This is a genomic window from Streptococcus sp. OH4692_COT-348 (assembly GCF_003859975.1).
Lineage (GTDB): Bacteria > Bacillota > Bacilli > Lactobacillales > Streptococcaceae > Streptococcus.
Genome location: NZ_RQZB01000004.1, coordinates 79,538 through 99,549, shown reverse-complemented (window position 1 = coordinate 99,549; position 20,012 = coordinate 79,538). Strand labels below are relative to the sequence as shown.

14 protein-coding genes are annotated in these 20,012 nt (G+C 42.5%); all 14 read left to right on the top strand.

Annotated elements, in window-relative coordinates:
* Positions 1-313 precede the first annotated feature (313 nt).
* The 14 genes from rpoB (at position 314) to EII37_RS03290 (ending at position 19,984) form a co-directional block, all read left to right on the top strand.
* Entirely contained in the window at positions 314-3,922 is a 3,609-nt protein-coding gene (gene rpoB, locus EII37_RS03355) for a DNA-directed RNA polymerase subunit beta (RefSeq protein ID WP_124787588.1), read from the top strand.
* A gap of 32 nt (positions 3,923-3,954) precedes the next feature.
* Complete coding sequence (rpoC, locus tag EII37_RS03350) at positions 3,955-7,632, top strand: DNA-directed RNA polymerase subunit beta' (RefSeq protein ID WP_185695945.1); 3,678 nt, start codon at positions 3,955-3,957, stop codon at positions 7,630-7,632.
* A gap of 108 nt (positions 7,633-7,740) precedes the next feature.
* Entirely contained in the window at positions 7,741-8,160 is a 420-nt protein-coding gene (gene ndk, locus EII37_RS03345; protein ID WP_124787587.1) for a nucleoside-diphosphate kinase, read from the top strand.
* A 133-nt stretch (positions 8,161-8,293) separates the two neighbouring features.
* The gene (locus EII37_RS03340; RefSeq protein WP_124787586.1) at positions 8,294-8,917 is read left to right on the top strand and encodes a hypothetical protein; all 624 of its coding nucleotides are present in this window, start codon (positions 8,294-8,296) and stop codon (positions 8,915-8,917) included.
* A gap of 94 nt (positions 8,918-9,011) precedes the next feature.
* Positions 9,012-9,455 carry a tRNA (adenosine(37)-N6)-threonylcarbamoyltransferase complex ATPase subunit type 1 TsaE gene (tsaE, locus tag EII37_RS03335; RefSeq protein WP_124787585.1) on the top strand — a complete coding sequence of 148 codons (444 nt, stop codon included), beginning with the start codon at positions 9,012-9,014 and terminating at the stop codon, positions 9,453-9,455.
* Positions 9,445-9,966, top strand: a complete 522-nt coding sequence (locus EII37_RS03330) for a GNAT family N-acetyltransferase (RefSeq protein WP_124787584.1) — start codon at positions 9,445-9,447, stop codon at positions 9,964-9,966. Before tsaE ends, EII37_RS03330 begins: the two co-directional genes overlap by 11 nt.
* A gap of 4 nt (positions 9,967-9,970) precedes the next feature.
* Positions 9,971-11,011 carry a biofilm formation/cell division transcriptional regulator BrpA gene (gene brpA / locus EII37_RS03325; protein ID WP_124787583.1) on the top strand — a complete coding sequence of 347 codons (1,041 nt, stop codon included), beginning with the start codon at positions 9,971-9,973 and terminating at the stop codon, positions 11,009-11,011.
* Between the two features lie 67 nt (positions 11,012-11,078).
* Positions 11,079-12,335 carry a competence/damage-inducible protein A gene (locus tag EII37_RS03320; protein ID WP_124787582.1) on the top strand — a complete coding sequence of 419 codons (1,257 nt, stop codon included), beginning with the start codon at positions 11,079-11,081 and terminating at the stop codon, positions 12,333-12,335.
* Positions 12,336-12,389: 54 nt separating this feature from the next.
* Positions 12,390-13,544, top strand: coding sequence for a recombinase RecA (gene recA, locus EII37_RS03315; protein WP_101781714.1), 1,155 nt, complete (start codon positions 12,390-12,392; stop codon positions 13,542-13,544).
* Positions 13,545-13,658: 114 nt separating this feature from the next.
* Entirely contained in the window at positions 13,659-15,029 is a 1,371-nt protein-coding gene (locus EII37_RS03310; protein WP_124787581.1) for an MATE family efflux transporter, read from the top strand.
* A 97-nt stretch (positions 15,030-15,126) separates the two neighbouring features.
* Positions 15,127-15,843: a YebC/PmpR family DNA-binding transcriptional regulator gene (locus EII37_RS03305; RefSeq protein ID WP_049524687.1), complete on the top strand. Its 717-nt coding sequence runs from the start codon at positions 15,127-15,129 to the stop codon at positions 15,841-15,843.
* Positions 15,844-16,019: 176 nt separating this feature from the next.
* Positions 16,020-16,490, top strand: coding sequence for a MarR family winged helix-turn-helix transcriptional regulator (locus tag EII37_RS03300; RefSeq protein ID WP_124787580.1), 471 nt, complete (start codon positions 16,020-16,022; stop codon positions 16,488-16,490).
* Positions 16,465-18,234 (top strand): ABC transporter ATP-binding protein, encoded by a 1,770-nt coding sequence (locus EII37_RS03295; protein ID WP_124787579.1) that lies wholly within the window; start codon positions 16,465-16,467, stop codon positions 18,232-18,234. The genes EII37_RS03300 and EII37_RS03295 overlap by 26 nt, the downstream gene beginning before the upstream one ends.
* Positions 18,224-19,984, top strand: a complete 1,761-nt coding sequence (locus EII37_RS03290) for an ABC transporter ATP-binding protein (protein WP_124787578.1) — start codon at positions 18,224-18,226, stop codon at positions 19,982-19,984. Before EII37_RS03295 ends, EII37_RS03290 begins: the two co-directional genes overlap by 11 nt.
* Positions 19,985-20,012 lie beyond the last annotated feature (28 nt).

Below are 20,012 nucleotides of genomic sequence, written 5' to 3'. Positions count from 1 at the left end.
AAAGATTTTGTCAAAAAATCGTCAATCCTCTTGAAAAATCTAGCTAAATAGGGTATAATATGAGTAATCATTTGTCGTAGGTTTTGTCTGAAATATTGTCCAGACAAGGCTCACAGCAGTTAAATCTTCTGAAAAAGTCAGATTTAGCTGCTCTTTTTGTGCTTTTTTTTCAGGATTTTGAATATTTGTAACAAAAACTTAAAGATTCTGAAAATTCATCAAGAGGACACGGTGATAGGGGTTTTTAAAACCATATGACGATTAGAAAGCCTGATTGATAAGGCTTGGAACTTATTTACAAAGGAGAATCATCTTGGCAGGACATGACGTTCAATACGGGAAACATCGTACCCGTCGTAGTTTTTCAAGAATCAAAGAAGTTCTTGACTTACCAAATTTGATTGAAATTCAAACTGACTCATTCAAAGCTTTCCTAGACCATGGTCTTAAGGAAGTGTTTGAAGATGTATTGCCAATTTCAAACTTCACAGACACAATGGAGTTGGAATTTGTTGGATATGAAATCAAGGAACCAAAATACACGCTAGAAGAGGCTCGTATCCACGATGCTAGCTACTCAGCACCAATTTTTGTAACCTTCCGCTTGATCAATAAAGAAACAGGCGAAATCAAGACCCAAGAAGTTTTCTTTGGTGATTTCCCAATCATGACAGAAATGGGTACTTTCATCATCAATGGTGGTGAACGTATCATCGTATCTCAGTTGGTCCGCTCACCAGGTGTTTACTTTAACGATAAAGTTGATAAAAACGGTAAAGTGGGCTACGGTTCAACTGTTATCCCTAACCGTGGAGCTTGGTTGGAACTTGAAAGTGACTCAAAAGATATCGCCTACACTCGTATCGACCGTACTCGTAAGATTCCATTTACAACCTTGGTTCGTGCTCTTGGTTTCTCAGGTGACGATGAAATCTTTGATATCTTTGGTGACAGCGAATTAGTTCGTAACACTGTCGAAAAAGATATCCACAAGAACCCAATGGACTCTCGTACAGACGAAGCCTTGAAAGAAATCTACGAACGCCTTCGTCCAGGTGAGCCTAAGACTGCTGAAAGCTCACGTAGCTTGCTTGTAGCTCGTTTCTTTGACCCACGTCGCTATGACTTGGCAGCAGTTGGCCGTTACAAAATCAATAAAAAACTCAATGTTAAAACACGCTTGCTTAACCAAACTATTGCTGAGCCATTGGTAGACCCTGAAACAGGAGAAATCTTGGTAGAAGCTGGTACAATCATGACTCGTAGCGTGATTGAAAGCATTGAAAGCCATTTGGATGGCGACTTGAACAAGATTGTCTACATTCCAAATGATGCAGCCGTTGTGACTGAGCCAGTTGTTCTTCAAAAATTCAAGGTTGTTGCACCAACTGATCCAGACCGCGTCGTAACAATCATTGGTAATGCTAATCCAGATGACAAGGTTCGTATCGTCACTCCTGCAGATATCCTTGCTGAGATGAGCTACTTCCTCAACTTGGCTGAAGGACTTGGCCGTGTAGATGACATCGACCACCTTGGGAACCGTCGTATCCGTGCGGTTGGTGAATTGCTTGCCAACCAAGTACGTCTTGGACTTTCTCGTATGGAACGTAATGTCCGTGAACGTATGTCTGTTCAGGACAACGAAGTCTTGACACCACAACAAATTATCAATATCCGTCCTGTAACAGCTGCGGTTAAAGAGTTCTTTGGTTCATCACAGTTGTCACAGTTCATGGACCAACACAACCCGCTTTCTGAGCTGTCTCACAAACGCCGTTTGTCAGCCTTAGGACCTGGTGGTTTGACACGTGACCGTGCTGGATATGAAGTACGTGACGTGCACTATACTCACTATGGCCGTATGTGTCCAATCGAGACACCTGAAGGACCTAACATCGGTTTGATCAACAACTTGTCATCATACGGACACTTGAATAAGTATGGTTTTGTTCAAACACCATACCGTAAGGTTGACCGTGAAACAGGTGTTGTTACGAACGAAATCGTTTGGTTGACAGCCGATGAAGAAGATGAATTTACTGTAGCACAGGCTAATTCTCGTCTGAATGAAGATGGAACATTTGCTGAAAAAGTTGTCATGGGACGTCACCAAGGGGTCAACCAAGAGTATCCAGCTAATGTTGTTGACTACATGGACGTATCACCAAAACAGGTAGTTGCCGTTGCGACAGCATGTATTCCTTTCTTGGAAAACGATGACTCAAACCGTGCCCTCATGGGAGCTAACATGCAACGTCAGGCCGTGCCATTGATTAATCCTAAAGCACCTTACGTTGGTACTGGTATGGAATACCAAGCAGCCCACGATTCAGGAGCGGCTGTGATTGCTCAGTATGACGGTAAAGTTACCTATGCAGATGCTGACAAGGTAGAAGTTCGTCGTGAAGATGGTTCATTGGATGTTTACCACATCCAAAAATTCCGTCGTTCAAACTCAGGTACTGCTTACAACCAACGCACTCTCGTAAAAGTTGGAGATGTCGTTGAAAAAGGCGATTTCATTGCTGACGGACCTTCTATGGAAAATGGAGAAATGGCGCTTGGACAAAACCCAATCGTTGCCTACATGACTTGGGAAGGTTACAACTTCGAGGATGCTGTTATCATGAGCGAACGCTTGGTTAAAGACGATGTCTACACATCTGTTCACCTTGAAGAATACGAATCAGAAACGCGCGATACAAAGCTTGGGCCTGAAGAAATTACTCGTGAAATTCCAAACGTTGGGGAAGACGCTCTTAAAGACCTTGATGAAATGGGTATTATCCGTATCGGTGCTGAGGTTAAAGAAGGCGACATCCTTGTAGGTAAAGTAACACCTAAGGGTGAGAAAGACCTTTCAGCTGAAGAACGTCTCTTGCACGCTATCTTCGGAGATAAATCTCGTGAAGTGCGTGATACTTCTCTTCGTGTACCACACGGTGCCGATGGTGTCGTTCGTGATGTTAAGATCTTTACACGTGCAAATGGAGATGAGTTGCAATCAGGTGTTAATATGCTGGTTCGCGTCTACATCGCTCAAAAACGTAAGATCAAGGTCGGAGATAAGATGGCCGGACGTCACGGAAATAAAGGGGTTGTCTCTCGTATCGTTCCTGTAGAAGACATGCCTTACCTTCCAGACGGAACTCCAGTCGATATCATGTTGAACCCACTTGGGGTGCCATCACGTATGAATATCGGTCAGGTTATGGAGCTCCACCTTGGTATGGCTGCTCGTACTCTTGGTATTCATATCGCAACACCAGTCTTTGACGGAGCAAGTTCTGAAGACCTTTGGTCAACTGTTAAAGAAGCTGGTATGGATAGCGATGCCAAAACAATCCTTTACGATGGACGTACTGGGGAGCCGTTTGATAACCGTGTTTCTGTCGGAGTCATGTACATGATTAAACTCCACCACATGGTTGACGATAAATTGCACGCTCGTTCAGTCGGGCCATACTCAACTGTTACCCAACAACCACTCGGAGGTAAAGCTCAGTTTGGTGGACAACGTTTCGGTGAGATGGAGGTTTGGGCTCTTGAAGCCTACGGTGCGTCAAATGTTCTTCAAGAAATCTTGACTTACAAGTCTGACGATATCAACGGACGTTTGAAAGCTTATGAAGCTATTACAAAAGGAAAACCAATTCCAAAACCAGGTGTTCCAGAATCCTTCCGAGTTCTTGTCAAAGAATTGCAATCTCTTGGTCTAGACATGCGTGTCCTAGACGAAGATGACCAAGAAGTGGAACTTCGCGACTTGGATGAAGGAATGGACGAAGATGTCATCCACGTAGATGACCTTGAAAAAGCCCGCGAAAAAGCAGCCCAAGAGGCTAAAGCAGCCTTTGAAGCTGAAGAAGCTGAGAAAGAAGCAAAAGTGGAAGCAACAGAAGAAGCTGCTGAAGAATAAGCAGTTCACTTAGAATAGAAAGGGAAGAAATAGTGGTTGATGTAAATCGTTTTAAAAGTATGCAAATCACCCTAGCTTCTCCAAGTAAAGTCCGTTCATGGTCTTATGGAGAAGTCAAAAAACCTGAAACAATCAATTACCGTACCTTGAAACCAGAACGTGAAGGACTCTTTGATGAAGTTATCTTTGGTCCTACAAAAGACTGGGAATGTGCTTGTGGTAAATACAAACGCATTCGCTACAGAGGAATTGTTTGTGACCGTTGTGGGGTTGAAGTAACGCGTACGAAAGTTCGTCGTGAGCGTATGGGGCACATCGAATTGAAAGCTCCTGTATCTCACATCTGGTACTTCAAGGGGATTCCAAGCCGTATGGGCTTGACCCTTGATATGAGCCCTCGTGCCCTCGAGGAAGTTATCTACTTTGCGGCTTATGTGGTGATTGATCCAAAGGATACACCACTTGAGCACAAGTCTATCATGACAGAGCGCGAATACCGAGAGCGCTTGCGTGAATATGGTTATGGATCATTCGTTGCCAAGATGGGTGCTGAAGCTATCCAAGACCTCTTGAAACAAGTAGATCTTGAAAAAGAGATTGCTGAACTCAAAGAAGAGTTGAAAACAGCGACTGGACAAAAACGTGTCAAAGCAATCCGTCGTTTGGATGTTTTGGATGCCTTTTACAAGTCTGGAAACAAACCTGAATGGATGATTCTCAACATCCTTCCAGTTATTCCACCAGATCTTCGTCCAATGTTGCAGTTGGATGGTGGCCGTTTTGCCTCATCTGACTTGAACGACCTGTATCGCCGTGTTATCAACCGTAACAACCGTTTGGCTCGTTTGCTTGAGTTGAATGCACCAGGTATCATCGTTCAAAATGAGAAGCGTATGCTTCAAGAAGCGGTTGACGCTTTGATTGACAATGGTCGTCGTGGTCGTCCAATCACAGGACCAGGTAGCCGTCCACTGAAATCATTGAGCCACATGCTTAAAGGTAAACAAGGACGCTTCCGTCAAAACTTGCTCGGTAAACGTGTTGACTTCTCAGGACGTTCTGTTATCGCAGTTGGTCCAACTCTTAAGATGTACCAATGTGGTGTGCCACGTGAAATGGCGATCGAGCTCTTTAAACCATTCGTGATGCGTGAAATTGTTGCCCGTGATATCGTGCAAAACGTCAAAGCTGCTAAACGCTTGGTGGAACGCGGAGATGAGCGTATCTGGGATATCCTTGAAGAAGTGATTAAAGAACACCCAGTGCTTTTGAACCGCGCACCGACCCTTCACCGTTTGGGTATCCAAGCCTTCGAGCCAGTCTTGATTGATGGTAAGGCCCTTCGCTTGCACCCGCTTGTCTGTGAAGCCTACAATGCCGACTTTGACGGGGACCAAATGGCCATCCACGTACCGCTTTCAGAAGAAGCCCAAGCAGAAGCTCGTATCTTGATGCTAGCTGCTGAGCACATCTTGAACCCCAAAGATGGTAAACCAGTTGTTACTCCGTCTCAGGACATGGTTTTGGGTAACTACTACTTGACTATGGAAGAAGCTGGTCGTGAAGGTGAAGGAATGGTCTTCAAAGACCGTGACGAAGCGGTTATGGCTTACCGTAATGCTTATGTTCACCTCCACTCACGTGTTGGTATCGCAACAGACAGCCTCAACAAGCCTTGGACAGAAGAGCAAAAACACAAGGTCTTGCTTACAACAGTTGGTAAAATCCTCTTCAACGACATCATGCCAGAGGGTCTACCATACTTGCAAGAACCAAACAATGCCAACTTGACAGAAGGCGTTCCAGCTAAATACTTCTTGCCACTTGGTGGAGATATCAAGGAAGCTATTAACAATCTTGAACTCAACCCTCCATTCAAGAAGAAAAACCTTGGAAATATCATCGCTGAAATCTTCAAACGTTTCCGTACGACAGAAACTTCTGCCCTACTTGACCGCATGAAGAACCTCGGTTACCACCACTCAACTCTTGCAGGGTTGACAGTGGGTATTGCCGATATCCCAGTCGTTGATGACAAGGCTGAAATCATTGAAGAATCACACAAACGTGTAGAACAAATTACAAAACAATTCCGTCGTGGTATGATCACAGACGACGAGCGTTACAATGCCGTTACAGCTGAATGGCGTGCTGCCCGTGAAAAATTAGAGAAACGCTTGATTGCCAACCAAGATCCTAAGAACCCAATCGTTATGATGATGGACTCAGGAGCCCGTGGTAATATCTCAAACTTCTCACAGCTTGCCGGTATGCGTGGTCTGATGGCTGCTCCGAACGGACGTATCATGGAATTGCCAATCCTTTCAAACTTCCGTGAAGGTTTGTCAGTACTCGAAATGTTCTTCTCAACTCACGGTGCTCGTAAAGGTATGACCGATACGGCCCTTAAGACAGCCGACTCAGGTTACTTGACTCGTCGTTTGGTTGACGTTGCCCAAGACGTTATCATCCGTGAGGACGACTGTGGAACTGACCGTGGTCTCTTGATCCGCTCTATCGCAGAAGGAAAAGAGATGATCGAGTCTCTTGAAGAACGTCTCAATGGTCGTTACACTAAGAAAACCGTTAAACATCCAGAAACTGGTGCAGTGATCATCGGTCCAAATGAGTTGATTACAGAAGACAAGGCGCGTGAAATTGTTAATGCTGGTGTGGAAGAAGTGACTATCCGCTCTGTATTTACATGTAACACTCGTCACGGTGTCTGCCGTCACTGTTACGGTATCAACTTGGCGACTGGTGATGCGGTTGAAGTTGGTGAAGCAGTTGGTACAATCGCTGCCCAATCTATCGGGGAACCTGGTACACAGCTTACAATGCGTACTTTCCACACGGGTGGGGTTGCCTCAAATACCGATATCACTCAGGGTCTTCCTCGTGTCCAAGAAATCTTTGAAGCCCGTAATCCTAAAGGGGAAGCGGTTATCACAGAGGTTAAAGGACAAGTTACTGCTATCGAAGAAGATGCATCAACTCGTACCAAGAAAGTCTTTGTTAAGGGTGAAACTGGCGAAGGGGAATATGTCGTTCCATTTACCGCTCGTATGCGTGTTGAAGTTGGTGACCAAGTAGCGCGTGGTGCTGCTCTTACAGAAGGTTCTATCCAACCAAAACGTCTCCTTGCAGTTCGTGATGTCTTGTCAGTTGAAACTTACCTTCTTGGTGAAGTACAAAAAGTTTACCGTAGCCAAGGGGTGGAAATCGGTGACAAACACATCGAGGTAATGGTTCGTCAAATGATCCGTAAAGTCCGTGTCATGGATCCAGGTGATACAGACCTTCTCATGGGTACCCTCATGGATATCAATGACTTTACAGATGCTAACAAAGATGTCCTTATCGCAGGTGGAGTTCCAGCGACAGGTCGCCCAGTCCTTATGGGAATTACCAAAGCCTCACTTGAAACCAATAGTTTCTTGTCAGCGGCTTCCTTCCAGGAAACAACTCGTGTCCTTACTGACGCAGCTATCCGCGGTAAAAAAGACCATCTCCTTGGACTTAAAGAAAATGTTATCATCGGTAAGATTATCCCAGCAGGTACTGGTATGGCACGTTACCGTAACCTTGAACCACATGCTATCAACGAAGAAGAATACCTTAATCCTCCAGTAGAGGAAGAAGGGAATGAAGAAACAACAGAAGTAGTTGTGGACACTGCCGTTGAAACTGTGGAAGAAACAGTAGAATAAAAGAGATGAGAGAGCCTTCGGGTTCTCTCATCTCTTTTCTGAAAACTTTCTCCATTTTTCCATGAAATGTGGTAAAATAAAAGAAAGAAGCTGACAAAGGAGACGGGTATGGAACAAACATTTTTTATCATTAAACCAGACGGTGTAAAAAGAGGGCTAGTTGGTGAAGTGTTGAAACGCATTGAACAACGTGGATTTATAATTGAAAAATTGGAGTTGCGTTCACAGCTTTCAGAAGACTTGATTGACCAGCACTATCAGGACTTGGTTGGTCAAAGTTTTTACCCACCGATTCGTGAATTCATGACTTCAGGACCGGTTCTTGTGGGCATCATTTCAGGCCGCAAAGTAATTGAAACTTGGCGGACCATGATGGGCGCAACTCGTCCAGAAGAAGCTTTACCAGGGACTATTCGAGGTGATTTTGCAAAAGCGGCTGGTGAAAACCAAGCTATTCAAAATATTGTACATGGATCAGATTCAGAAGAGTCAGCTAAGCGAGAAATTGCTCTTTGGTTTGAGAATTAAATAAGTGAAAGAACAGTTCTGTTATAATGGAACTGTTTTTTGTACCGTTCAGCGTCTAAATATGACATTTTAGCGGGGATTTATTATTTTCTAATCCTATCAGAGTATAATTTTATTTAGGGAGGAAAAGGAAATGATGAAATCAATTCGTGTTTTATTATTATCAGCTGTCGTTCAAATTTTATTTGGAAGTTGTTTATTGTGGAAGGAAACATTTTTATCTTTAAGACAAGTTAATGTGTATTTTTTAATTCTCATAGTCGGAGTTTCTGGATTTTGTGCTGGAATTAATTACTTTCATACCTCGGGTCAGAAACGTCATAGCATTTTGCATTCTCAGAAGAAAGTCTGGATGGTTTATACGATTCTTTTGGTGGTCAATTTGTTAGCAGCTTGTCTGGTTTTGTCAGAAAGTATCCAAATTCACAACAAACTACAGCAGGATTTGGTTGATCTTTTTCTACCGTCATTCTTTTTTTTACTAGGTATTGATTTGTGGATTTTTCTGCCTTTTGATAAATACCATCGTGATTTAGAAAATTTACTGAACAGGAAGAAAACAGGATTGATATCCATCCTGGCAACTGTTATTTTTTTGAGAAATCCCTTGACGATTTCTTCAATTCTTGTCTATATAGTTTTGGGATTTCTATGTGCACGATTTATTTTCCCAAAATCTATTCAGAGAGAAATTTCATTTTATGGCCATATTATTCGAGATATTTTATTTGTGATTAGTATGTTTGTTTTCTTTTAAGTTAATCAGCTAAAGTGCTAGTGATTTCCAAATTTATAATAGTAAATTTTAAAGAAAATTCACACAAAAAGAAACTTTCTGGTATAATAGTAACATGTACACAAAAAATGAAGAAGAGCTTTTAGCTCTTGGAGAAAGATTAGGAAACCTGCTTAAAAAAAATGATGTCTTAATTTTGACTGGAGAGTTGGGGGCAGGAAAAACAACTTTTACAAAAGGTTTAGCAAAGGGATTGGATATCCATCAAATGGTTAAGAGTCCAACCTACACCATTGTGAGAGAGTATGAAGGTCGTCTTCCGCTTTATCATTTAGATGTTTATCGTATTGAGGGCGACGCTGATTCTATTGACTTGGATGAGTTTCTCTTTGGTGGTGGGGTGACCGTCATCGAGTGGGGGCATCTTTTAGGTGAGGATTTACCGGATTCATATTTAGAATTGGAAATTCTAAAAGAGGATGAGGGTCGTCAATTGCGCTTTAATGCTCAAGGTCATAGAGCAGAACAACTTCTTAAGGAGCTTTCAGATGGAGTATGAGTTGTGTATTCGTGAGGCTGAAGTTCAAGATGCAACTGATTTGATTGCTTTTTTAAATCTTGTAAGCAAGGAAACAGATTTTACTAGTTTAGATGAAGAGGGAATCATGATGAGCGAATCAGAGATGATACTTTTTATCGAAAAACAAGCTAGTTCAGAAAATCAAATTACTCTCTTAGCTTTATTAAATGATACAATTGCAGGAGTCCTGAATATTACTGCAGATCCTCGTTTAAGGGTTCGGCATATCGGAGATATTTTTTTAGTTGTTCAAAAGAAATTTTGGAATCAAGGCTTGGCAGGTATTCTTTTAGAGGAAGGTATCGAGTGGGCTAAATCAAGTGGTATTTTACGTCGTTTGCAACTAAGTGTACAAAAAAGAAATGAGGCTGCTATTCACCTATACTCTAAAATGGGATTTACCATGGAGGGATTGCAGGAAAGAGGAGCCTATCTAGAAGAAGGGACATTTTTGGATGTTTGTCTCATGGGCAAACTGATAGATGAATAATGATATGGTTAAAAAATTAATCGGAACAGTGCTTGCTTTTCTAGTAGTAACAGTGTTAGGTGTTGGAGTTTATGCCTATACAATTTATCAACAGGGAACAGCAACGTTGAGTCAAAAAACTTATAAAAAAATTGGTGAAGAAACAAATGTAATTGAGGCGACGGAGCCTCTGACTATTCTTTTGATGGGAGTGGACACTGGCAATATCGAACGTACAGATCGTTGGGAAGGAAATAGTGATTCTATGATTCTCATGACAGTCAATCCTAAAACAAAGAAAACAACCATGATGAGTTTGGAACGGGATATTTTAACAAAAATTCAGCAAAAAGATGGTAGTGTTGAGGAAGCTAAATTAAATGCCGCCTATGCTGGTGGTGGTGCGGAATTGGCAATCTCAACTATCCAGAAAATGATGAATATTCATATTGATCGTTACGTTATGGTGAATATGCAGGGGCTGCAACAATTGGTTGATGCAGTTGGCGGGGTGACTGTAAATAATACACTCGGTTTCCCAATTTCGATTACTGACCAGGAAGAATTTAATAAAATTTCCATTGGTGTTGGACAGCAGACTTTAAATGGTGAAGAAGCGCTTGTTTATTCTCGTATGCGTTATCAAGACCCTGAAGGAGACTATGGTCGTCAAAAACGTCAGCGTGAAGTGATTCAAAAAATTGTTGAGAAGGTCTTGAGTCTGAACAGTGTGAGTCATTATCAAGGGATTTTAAAAGCTTTGACTGACAATATGCAAACAAACGTTGATTTATCAGCGAAAAGTATTCCACAATTACTTGGTTATCAAGAATCTTTCAAGAATATTGAAACACATCAATTGCGTGGAGAAGATGCAGAACTGCAGGGGATTTCTTACCAGATTGTTACAACTGAGCATATGTTAGAAATGCAAAATCTCTTACGTCGTTCACTAGGTAAAGAGGAAGTAACTGAAGTAGAAACCAATGCTGTTTTATACGAAGTGGCCCTTGGAAAAACCGCTACATCAACGAATGCTTCAAGTGTTGAAATAGAACAAAATTAATAATGAAATCGTGGGAAATTTCCTGCGATTTTTTCAAAAAAATACGAATAGATAGGTAGGAGGAAACATGAAAGCAGAAATCATTGCTGTTGGAACAGAGATTTTGACAGGACAGATTGTTAATACCAATGCCCAGTTTTTGTCGGAAAAACTAGCTGAGATTGGGGTAGACGTATATTTTCAGACAGCTGTAGGAGATAATGAAGCTCGTCTCTTATCCCTGCTTGAGATTGCCAGTCAACGTAGTAGTCTGGTGATTTTGACAGGTGGTTTAGGGCCAACTGAGGACGATTTGACCAAACAAACTCTGGCTAAATTTTTAGGGAAAGAATTAGTCTTCGATCCTCAGGCTCAGGAGAAGTTGGATGTCTTTTTTGCCCAGCGACTAGACTATGCCCGAACACCGAATAACGAAAGACAAGCTCAACTTGTAGAAGGAGCGACTCCGCTACCAAACGAAACAGGACTGGCTGTGGGGGGAATATTGGAAGTCGATGGAGTGACCTATGTCGTCCTTCCCGGTCCACCAAGTGAATTAAAACCCATGGTTTTAAACCAACTTCTACCTAAGTTGATGACAGGGAGTAAGCTATATTCCCGAGTTCTTCGTTTCTTTGGGATTGGCGAAAGTCAGTTGGTTACGATTTTGTCTGATTTGATTGATAATCAAACAGATCCGACCTTGGCCCCTTATGCCAAGACAGGAGAAGTCACTCTGCGTCTGTCAACAAAGGCTAGCAGTCAAGAAGAGGCGAATCAAGCGCTGGATATCTTGGAAAATCAAATCTTGGACCGCCAGACTTTCGAAGGAATTTCTTTACGATATCTTTGTTATGGTTATGGGGAAGAAACTAGTTTAGCTAGCATTGTGGTAGAAGAACTGAAAAGGCAAAGGAAAACTATCACGGCTGCAGAGAGTTTGACGGCAGGGCTTTTCCAAGCTACTGTGGCGGATTTTTCAGGAGCTTCAAGTATATTTAAGGGTGGTTTCGTGACCTATAGCCTGGAGGAAAAATCAAAGATGTTGGATATTCCTGTCAAGGACTTGGAAGAACAGGGTGTGGTGTCTGAATTTACAGCTCAGAAGATGGCTGAGCAAGCACGAATCAAGACCCAGTCTGATTTTGGCCTTAGTTTGACTGGAGTGGCAGGTCCAGATAGCCTAGAAGGGCACCCAGCTGGGACAGTCTTTATAGGCTTGGCTCAAGAGCATGGAACTGAGGTCATCAAGGTTAATATTGGAGGCAGAAGTCGAGCAGATGTACGTCACATTGCGGTTATGCATACCTTTAACCTAGTTCGCAAGGCTTTATTAAGTGACTAACTTTTGATATAATAGTAGATAGGTCTAAGGACCATTAGAATGTAGGAGAATAGAATGGCGAAAAAACCCAAAAAATTAGATGAAATTTCAAAAAAATTCGGGGCAGAACGTGAAAAAGCCTTGAATGACGCTCTTAAATTGATTGAGAAAGACTTTGGTAAGGGTTCAATCATGCGTTTAGGTGAACGTGCAGAGCAAAAGGTTCAAGTGATGAGCTCCGGTTCCTTGGCTCTTGACATTGCCCTTGGTTCAGGTGGTTATCCTAAGGGACGTATCATCGAAATCTACGGACCAGAGTCATCTGGTAAGACAACGGTTGCCCTTCATGCAGTTGCGCAAGCACAAAAAGAAGGTGGTATTGCTGCCTTTATCGATGCAGAACATGCCCTTGATCCAGCTTATGCTGCGGCTCTTGGTGTCAACATTGACGAATTGCTCTTGTCTCAACCAGACTCAGGAGAGCAAGGTCTTGAGATTGCAGGAAAATTGATTGACTCAGGTGCTGTAGATCTTGTCGTAGTCGACTCAGTTGCGGCCCTTGTACCACGTGCGGAAATTGATGGGGATATCGGAGATAGCCACGTTGGTTTGCAGGCTCGTATGATGAGCCAGGCCATGCGTAAACTTGGTGCTTCTATCAATAAAACCAAAACAATTGCCATCTTTATCAACCAATTACGTGAAAAAGTTGGGGTCATGTTTGGAAATCCAGAAACAACTCCTGGTGGACGTGCTCTGAAATTCTACGCATCAGTCCGTTTGGATGTTCGTGGAAGCACACAGATCAAGGGAACTGGTGACCAAAAAGATACCAATGTCGGTAAAGAAACCAAGATCAAGGTCGTGAAAAACAAGGTAGCTCCACCATTTAAGGAAGCCTTCGTTGAAATCATGTACGGAGAAGGGATTTCTAAGACTGGTGAACTCTTAAAAATCGCAAGCGATTTGGACATCATCAAAAAAGCAGGAGCTTGGTACTCTTACAAGGATGAGAAAATCGGGCAAGGTTCTGAAAATGCTAAGAAATACTTGGCAGATAACCCAGAAGTCTTTGATGAGATTGACCATCAAGTCCGTGTTCAATTTGGTTTGATTGATGGAGAAGAAGTTGCTGAAACTAAAAAAGATGAGGCGGTCCAAGCAGACTCTGTGAATGAAGAAGTAACTCTTGACCTAGGCGATGAGCTTGAAATCGAAATTGAAGAATAAGCTGTCAAAGTAGTGGAGAAATCCACTGCTTTTTCGTTGCTTTGCTCTGGTTCTCAGCTTACGCATAGTTTGCTGTTTCTTGTCGCTCCTCTAGAAAGCTGATATAATAGCCTTATGAATAAAAAACGAACAGTGGACCTGATACATGGTCCGATTCTTCCCTCGCTCTTAAGCTTCGCCTTCCCAATCTTGCTGTCTAATATCTTTCAACAACTCTATAACACTGCTGATGTCTTGATTGTTGGACGATTTCTTGGTCAAGAATCTTTGGCTGCAGTAGGAGCGACGACAGCGATTTTTGACCTGATTGTAGGTTTTACTCTTGGTGTTGGCAATGGCATGGGAATTGTCATTGCCCGCTATTATGGAGCTCGGAATTTCACTAAAATCAAGGAAGCAGTAGCAGCCACCTGGATTTTAGGTGCTCTTTTGAGTGCTGTAGTGATGCTACTGGGTTTTCTTGGTTTATATCCTCTTTTACAGTACTTGGATACACCTGCAGAAATCCTTCCCCAGTCCTATCAATATATTTCTATGATTGTGACCTGTGTCGGTGTCAGCTTTGCCTATAATCTTTTTGCAGGCTTGTTGCGGTCCATTGGGGACAGTCTAGCAGCCCTTGGTTTTTTGATTTTTTCTGCTCTTGTCAATGTGGTTCTGGATCTCTATTTTATTACGCAACTGCATCTGGGAGTTCAATCCGCGGGACTTGCTACCATCATTTCGCAAGGCTTATCAGCGGTTCTCTGCTTTTATTATATCCGTAAGAGTGTGCCAGAACTTTTGCCCCAACTCAAGCATTTCAAATGGGACAAGGCCTTGTACGCGGATCTCTTGGAGCAAGGTTTGGCTATGGGCTTGATGAGTTCGATTGTATCTATCGGCAGTGTGATTTTACAGTCTTCTGTTAATACCTTTGGTGCAGTGATTATTAGTGCCCAGACGGCAGCTCGACGCATTATGGCCTTTGCCCTTCTTCCTATGACTGCTATTTCTGCCTCGATGACGACCTTTGCTTCGCAGAATCTTGGTGCTAAGAGATCAGACCGCATTGTTCAAGGACTTCGAATCGGCAGTGGTTTAAGTATATCCTGGGCAGTTTTTGTTTGTATCTTCCTTTTTTTTGCCAGTCCAGCATTGGTTTCCTTCTTGGCTAGTTCGATAGATGGTTACTTGATAGAAAATGGCAGTCTCTATCTGCAAATCAGCTCAGCTTTTTATCCCATTTTGAGCCTCTTGTTGATTTATCGCAATTGCTTGCAGGGCTTGGGGCAAAAAGTCCTTCCTCTGGTTTCTAGCTTTATCGAACTAATCGGGAAAATCGCTTTTGTGGTTTTGATTATACCTTGGGCAGGTTATAAGGGAGTTATCCTTTGCGAACCCTTAATCTGGGTTGCCATGACCATTCAACTGTACTTTTCACTGTTCCGTCATCCCTTGATAAAAGAAGGCAAGGCTATCTTGGCAACCAAAGTGCTATCCTAGCTGGATTTTGCTAAATAAAATCTATTTCCTCTAGTGAAAATCGAAAAAACTTGTGTTATAATAAGAAAGATTAAAATGTGAAAAAAGGAGATTCCTAATGGGACGTAAATGGGCCAATATCGTAGCTAAGAAAACAGCTAAAGATGGAGCTAACTCTAAAGTATATGCAAAATTTGGTGTAGAAATCTATGTAGCAGCTAAGAAAGGTGATCCAGACCCAGAATCAAATACTGCTTTGAAATTCGTTATCGACCGTGCTAAACAAGCCCAAGTGCCAAAACACGTTATCGATAAAGCGATTGATAAAGCAAAAGGAAACACAGATGAAACCTTTACAGAAGGACGTTACGAAGGTTTTGGACCAAATGGTTCTATGCTAATCGTTGATACTTTGACTTCAAATGTCAACCGTACAGCGGCCAATGTCCGTGCAGCCTTTGGTAAAAACGGCGGAAACATGGGTGCTTCAGGTTCAGTTTCATACCTCTTTGACAACAAGGGAGTTATCGTATTTGCAGGTGAAGATGCCGATGCAGTCTTTGAGCAATTGCTTGAAGCAGATGTTGATGTGGATGATGTAGAAGCAGAAGAAGGAACAATCACTGTTTACACAGCTCCAACAGACCTTCACAAGGCTATTGTTGCCCTTCGTGAGTCAGGTGTCGAAGAATTCCAAGTGACAGAATTGGAAATGATTCCTCAGTCAGAAGTAGAATTGTCAGGGGATGACCTTGAAACCTTTGAAAAACTTTACAGCGTTCTTGAAGACGACGAAGACGTACAAAAGATCTACACAAACGTAGACGGATTCTAATTTAACCTAGAGAACATAATCCTAAGTGAAAAAATCACTTGGGATTTTTTGAATCAAGAAAATAGTTCTCTAGGAAACTTTTCCTTGACATCTCTTTTCAAAGTGGTAAAATAGTTCTCATGGAAACTTATTTAGTTCCTAGGAGAACAAAATGTGATAGTTAGAAAGGAGTTAATATGGATAAACCGATGTTAGTCTTTAAGCGTTTTGGTCATCAGATTCACCTGATGGTGCAAAAGGAAGCCAAGAGTTGTGGCATTGAATTTATGGGTGGACCGCAAGGGCAGGTTATGCGTTTTTTAGATCATTGTGAACAAAAAGAGGAACTGGTTCTGATTAAGGATATCGAGCAGGAACTCAATATTACCAAATCTGTTGCTAGTAATCTGGTTAAGCGTATGGTGCAAAATGGTTTGGTAGAATTGGAGGCGAGTCCTAGCGATAAGCGGGCAAAATTTGTTCGTTTGACGGACAAAGCACGTTCTCAGATGCAACAGGTTAAGGCTTTTTTTGAACGGATAGACAAGCAGTTGATGGAAGGCATTGATGAAGATGAATTACTGATTTTTGAGAAAGTTCTCGGTCAACTACAGGCAAATATCAAGGGAATAGGAGGAGAGAATGAAGAAATTAGCCAAACGAATTAGTAGAAAAGAATGGGGGATGATTTTACTAGCCATTCTCTTTACCTGCTTTTCGGTCTATCTAGAGTTGGAGGTGCCGACCTATATCTCGAAAATTACGGATTTGCTAGGTAGTCAAGGAACTAATTTAGATGAGTTGTGGCAGCCGGCAAGCATGATGGTGGGAATGTCCTTTCTAGCCTTCTTATCCGCAGTTGCAGTTGGATTTTTTGCTTCCCGAGTGGCTGCTTCTTATACTAGTAGGCTGAGAAGTGATATTTTTAATCGAGTTTTAGACTACTCGCAGACAGAGATTAAGAAATTCTCTATTCCCAGTCTCCTAACTCGTACCACCAATGACATTACTCAGGTTCAGATGTTGATTACCATGGGCTTGCAAGTAGTTACGCGTGGTCCGATTATGGCTATCTGGGCTATCGGGAAGATTTTAGGTCATTCAGAATACTGGCTCTGGGCCGTACTTGTGGCAGTGATTGTCAACGTTTTAATGACGACTGTTTTGATGACGTTAGCCTTTCCAAAACAGTCCTTGATTCAAAGTATGACTGATAAATTGAACAGTATCACACGTGAGAGTTTAACAGGTATTCGTGTTGTTCGTGCCTACAATGCTGAAGAATATCAAAATGAAAAATTTGCAGCAGCAAATGATGAATTGACACGCTTGAATTTGTTTGTCAACCGTCTTATGGCTATTTTGAACCCTATCATGATGGGGATTTCAAGTGGTTTGAGTGTGGCGATTTACTGGATTGGGGCCTATGTAATCAACGATGCTGCTCCGACAGCGCGTCTCCCTCTCTTTAGTGACATGGTTGTTTTCATGTCTTATGCCATGCAGGTTGTCATGGGCTTCCTTCTCATGGGGGCGCTTTTCATCGTTCTTCCCCGAACCATGGTCTCTGCTAAGCGGATTAGTCAGGTTTTAGATTTGCATTCTTCTATCCAAAATCCTGCTCAAGTGCAGCAGGCTGATGAAAACCTAAAAGGTCAGGTCGAGTTTAAGGATGTGACCTTCCGCTATGCGGCAAATTCGGAGGCGGTTATCGAGCATGTTAGCTTTAGAGCAGAAGCTGGTCAAATAGTGGCCTTTATTGGGTCAACAGGTTCTGGTAAATCAACTCTGGTCAATCTGATTCCACGTTTCTACGATGTATCAGCAGGAGAAATTCTGGTAGACGGTCTTAATGTTCAAGATTATGACTTGAATGATTTGCGCAACAAGGTTGGTTATATTCCTCAGAAAGCGGTTCTCTTTTCAGGTGATGTTAAGGGCAATCTAGACTTTGGACAGAGTCAAGAAACACCACTTAGTGAGCAGGCTATGTGGCAGGCTTTGGAGTTAGCCCAGTCTAAGAACTTTATCGAAGACAAGGAAGCGGGCTTAGCGTCAGAAGTGGCCCAAGGAGGAACTAACTTCTCAGGTGGTCAAAGACAGCGTCTGGCCATTGCACGTGCCTTGGCTCGGAAGCCAGAAATCCTCATCTTTGATGACTCCTTCTCAGCCTTGGACTACAAGACAGACCGTGTCCTACGCCAAGAGCTAGCAGAGAGAACCAAGTCTATGACCAAGCTCATTGTTGCACAGCGTATTTCAACGATTATGGATGCAGATTTGATTTTGGTTTTGGATCAAGGAAAAGTCGTGGGACAAGGTACCCACAAGGAACTTCTAGCTAATAACGAAGTTTACCAAGAAATTGCCTATTCACAACTATCGAAGGAGGAATTGGAACATGGAAAATAAGAAAATGTCTCTTTTGAAACAGAGTAAACCCTATCTTGCAGGCCTCCAGTTTGCCCTTCTGATAGCCTTTCTAGCAACAATCGTATCCAATATCATTACTGTCTATGGTCCAACTCGCATCAAGGAAATGACTAATATTATTGCCAGTGGTCTGGAAACAAGTGTGGATGTCGCGGCGGTTGCAGCTATTGGTGGTTTTTTGGCCGTGATTTATGTGATCGGACTTCTATCAAATTATTTACAGGCCTTTCTGTTTACAACAGCTATTCAACGTTTTTCAGAGCGTTTGAGAAGAGCTATTGCAGAGAAAATCAATAGCCTGCCATTGGGATATTTTGATGGACATTCTCAAGGGGATACCTTGTCTCGTGTAACCAATGATGTTGACACTGCAGCCCAGTCCCTTAATCAAAGTCTGGGAACAGTTCTTTCATCTAGTTTATTGGTCTTAGCAGTCTTGGTAACCATGTTTGGGATGAACTGGATTTTAGCCTTGGTGACGGTTGTGTCAACTCTTATCGGTTTTGCTTTCGTATCCATCTTTATGGGCAAATCACAGGGCTTCTTTAAGAGTCAGCAACAGGATTTGGCAGCTGTAAATGGTTATGTGGAAGAAATGTACTCTGGTCATAACGTGGTGACCAGCTACAATGCTATCGAGAGCACGAAAGAAGAGTTTGCGACATTAAACCATCGTCTGTATGACAGTATATGGAAATCTCAGTTTATTTCAGGGATTATGATGCCGATTATGGTGTTTATTGGGAACTTTAGCTATGCCTTAGTGATTATCGTTGGTGCAGCCTTAGCTCTGAATGGGCAGATTAGTATCGGGATTATCGTTGCCTTTATGGCCTACGTTCGTATCTTTTCTCAGCCCCTTTCCCAAATTGCTCAAGGGATTACTAGTCTTCAGCAGGCTAGCGCAGCCATGGGACGTGTCTTCGAATTCTTAGGTGAAGAGGAAATGGAAGATGAATCTCATAAAGAAAGACAGTTGAGCGATATGAAAGGGCAAGTGGTCTTTGATCGAGTTTCCTTTGGTTACACACCAGAGCGAACCATCATTAATGACTTTTCTGCGACCGCTCATGCAGGTCAAAAGGTTGCCATTGTCGGACCGACTGGAGCTGGGAAGACAACTATTGTCAATCTTTTGATGAAGTTCTATGAGATTGATAAGGGAAGCATCCGTATTGATGGTGTCGATACCAAAGAGATGAAGCGTTCGGAAGTGCATGATGCCTTTTCAATGGTCTTGCAGGACACTTGGCTCTTTGAAGGAACCATTCGCGACAATCTTATCTATAACCAAGAGGGTATTAGTGATGAGCGCGTGATTGAAGCCAGCAAGGCTGTAGGGATTCACCACTTTATCATGACCCTACCAGATGGTTACGATACCGTCTTGGACGATACGGTAACCTTGTCTGTCGGGCAAAAACAACTCTTGACCATTGCTCGTGCTTTGCTGAAAGATGCACCACTCCTAATCCTAGATGAGGCGACCTCTTCGGTTGATACACGGACGGAGGAATTGATTCAGAAAGCTATGGATCGTTTGATGGAAGGCAGAACTTCCTTTGTTATCGCCCACCGCTTGTCTACTATCCGAAATGCTGATCTTATTCTAGTCATGAAAGATGGAAATACCATCGAGCAAGGAAATCATGACGAGCTAATGATGCAAGCTGGTTTTTACGCTGACCTCTACAACAGTCAGTTTACAGAAGATGAAGTAGAAGAATAAACCCAAAGAAGGCTTGACGGCCTTCTTT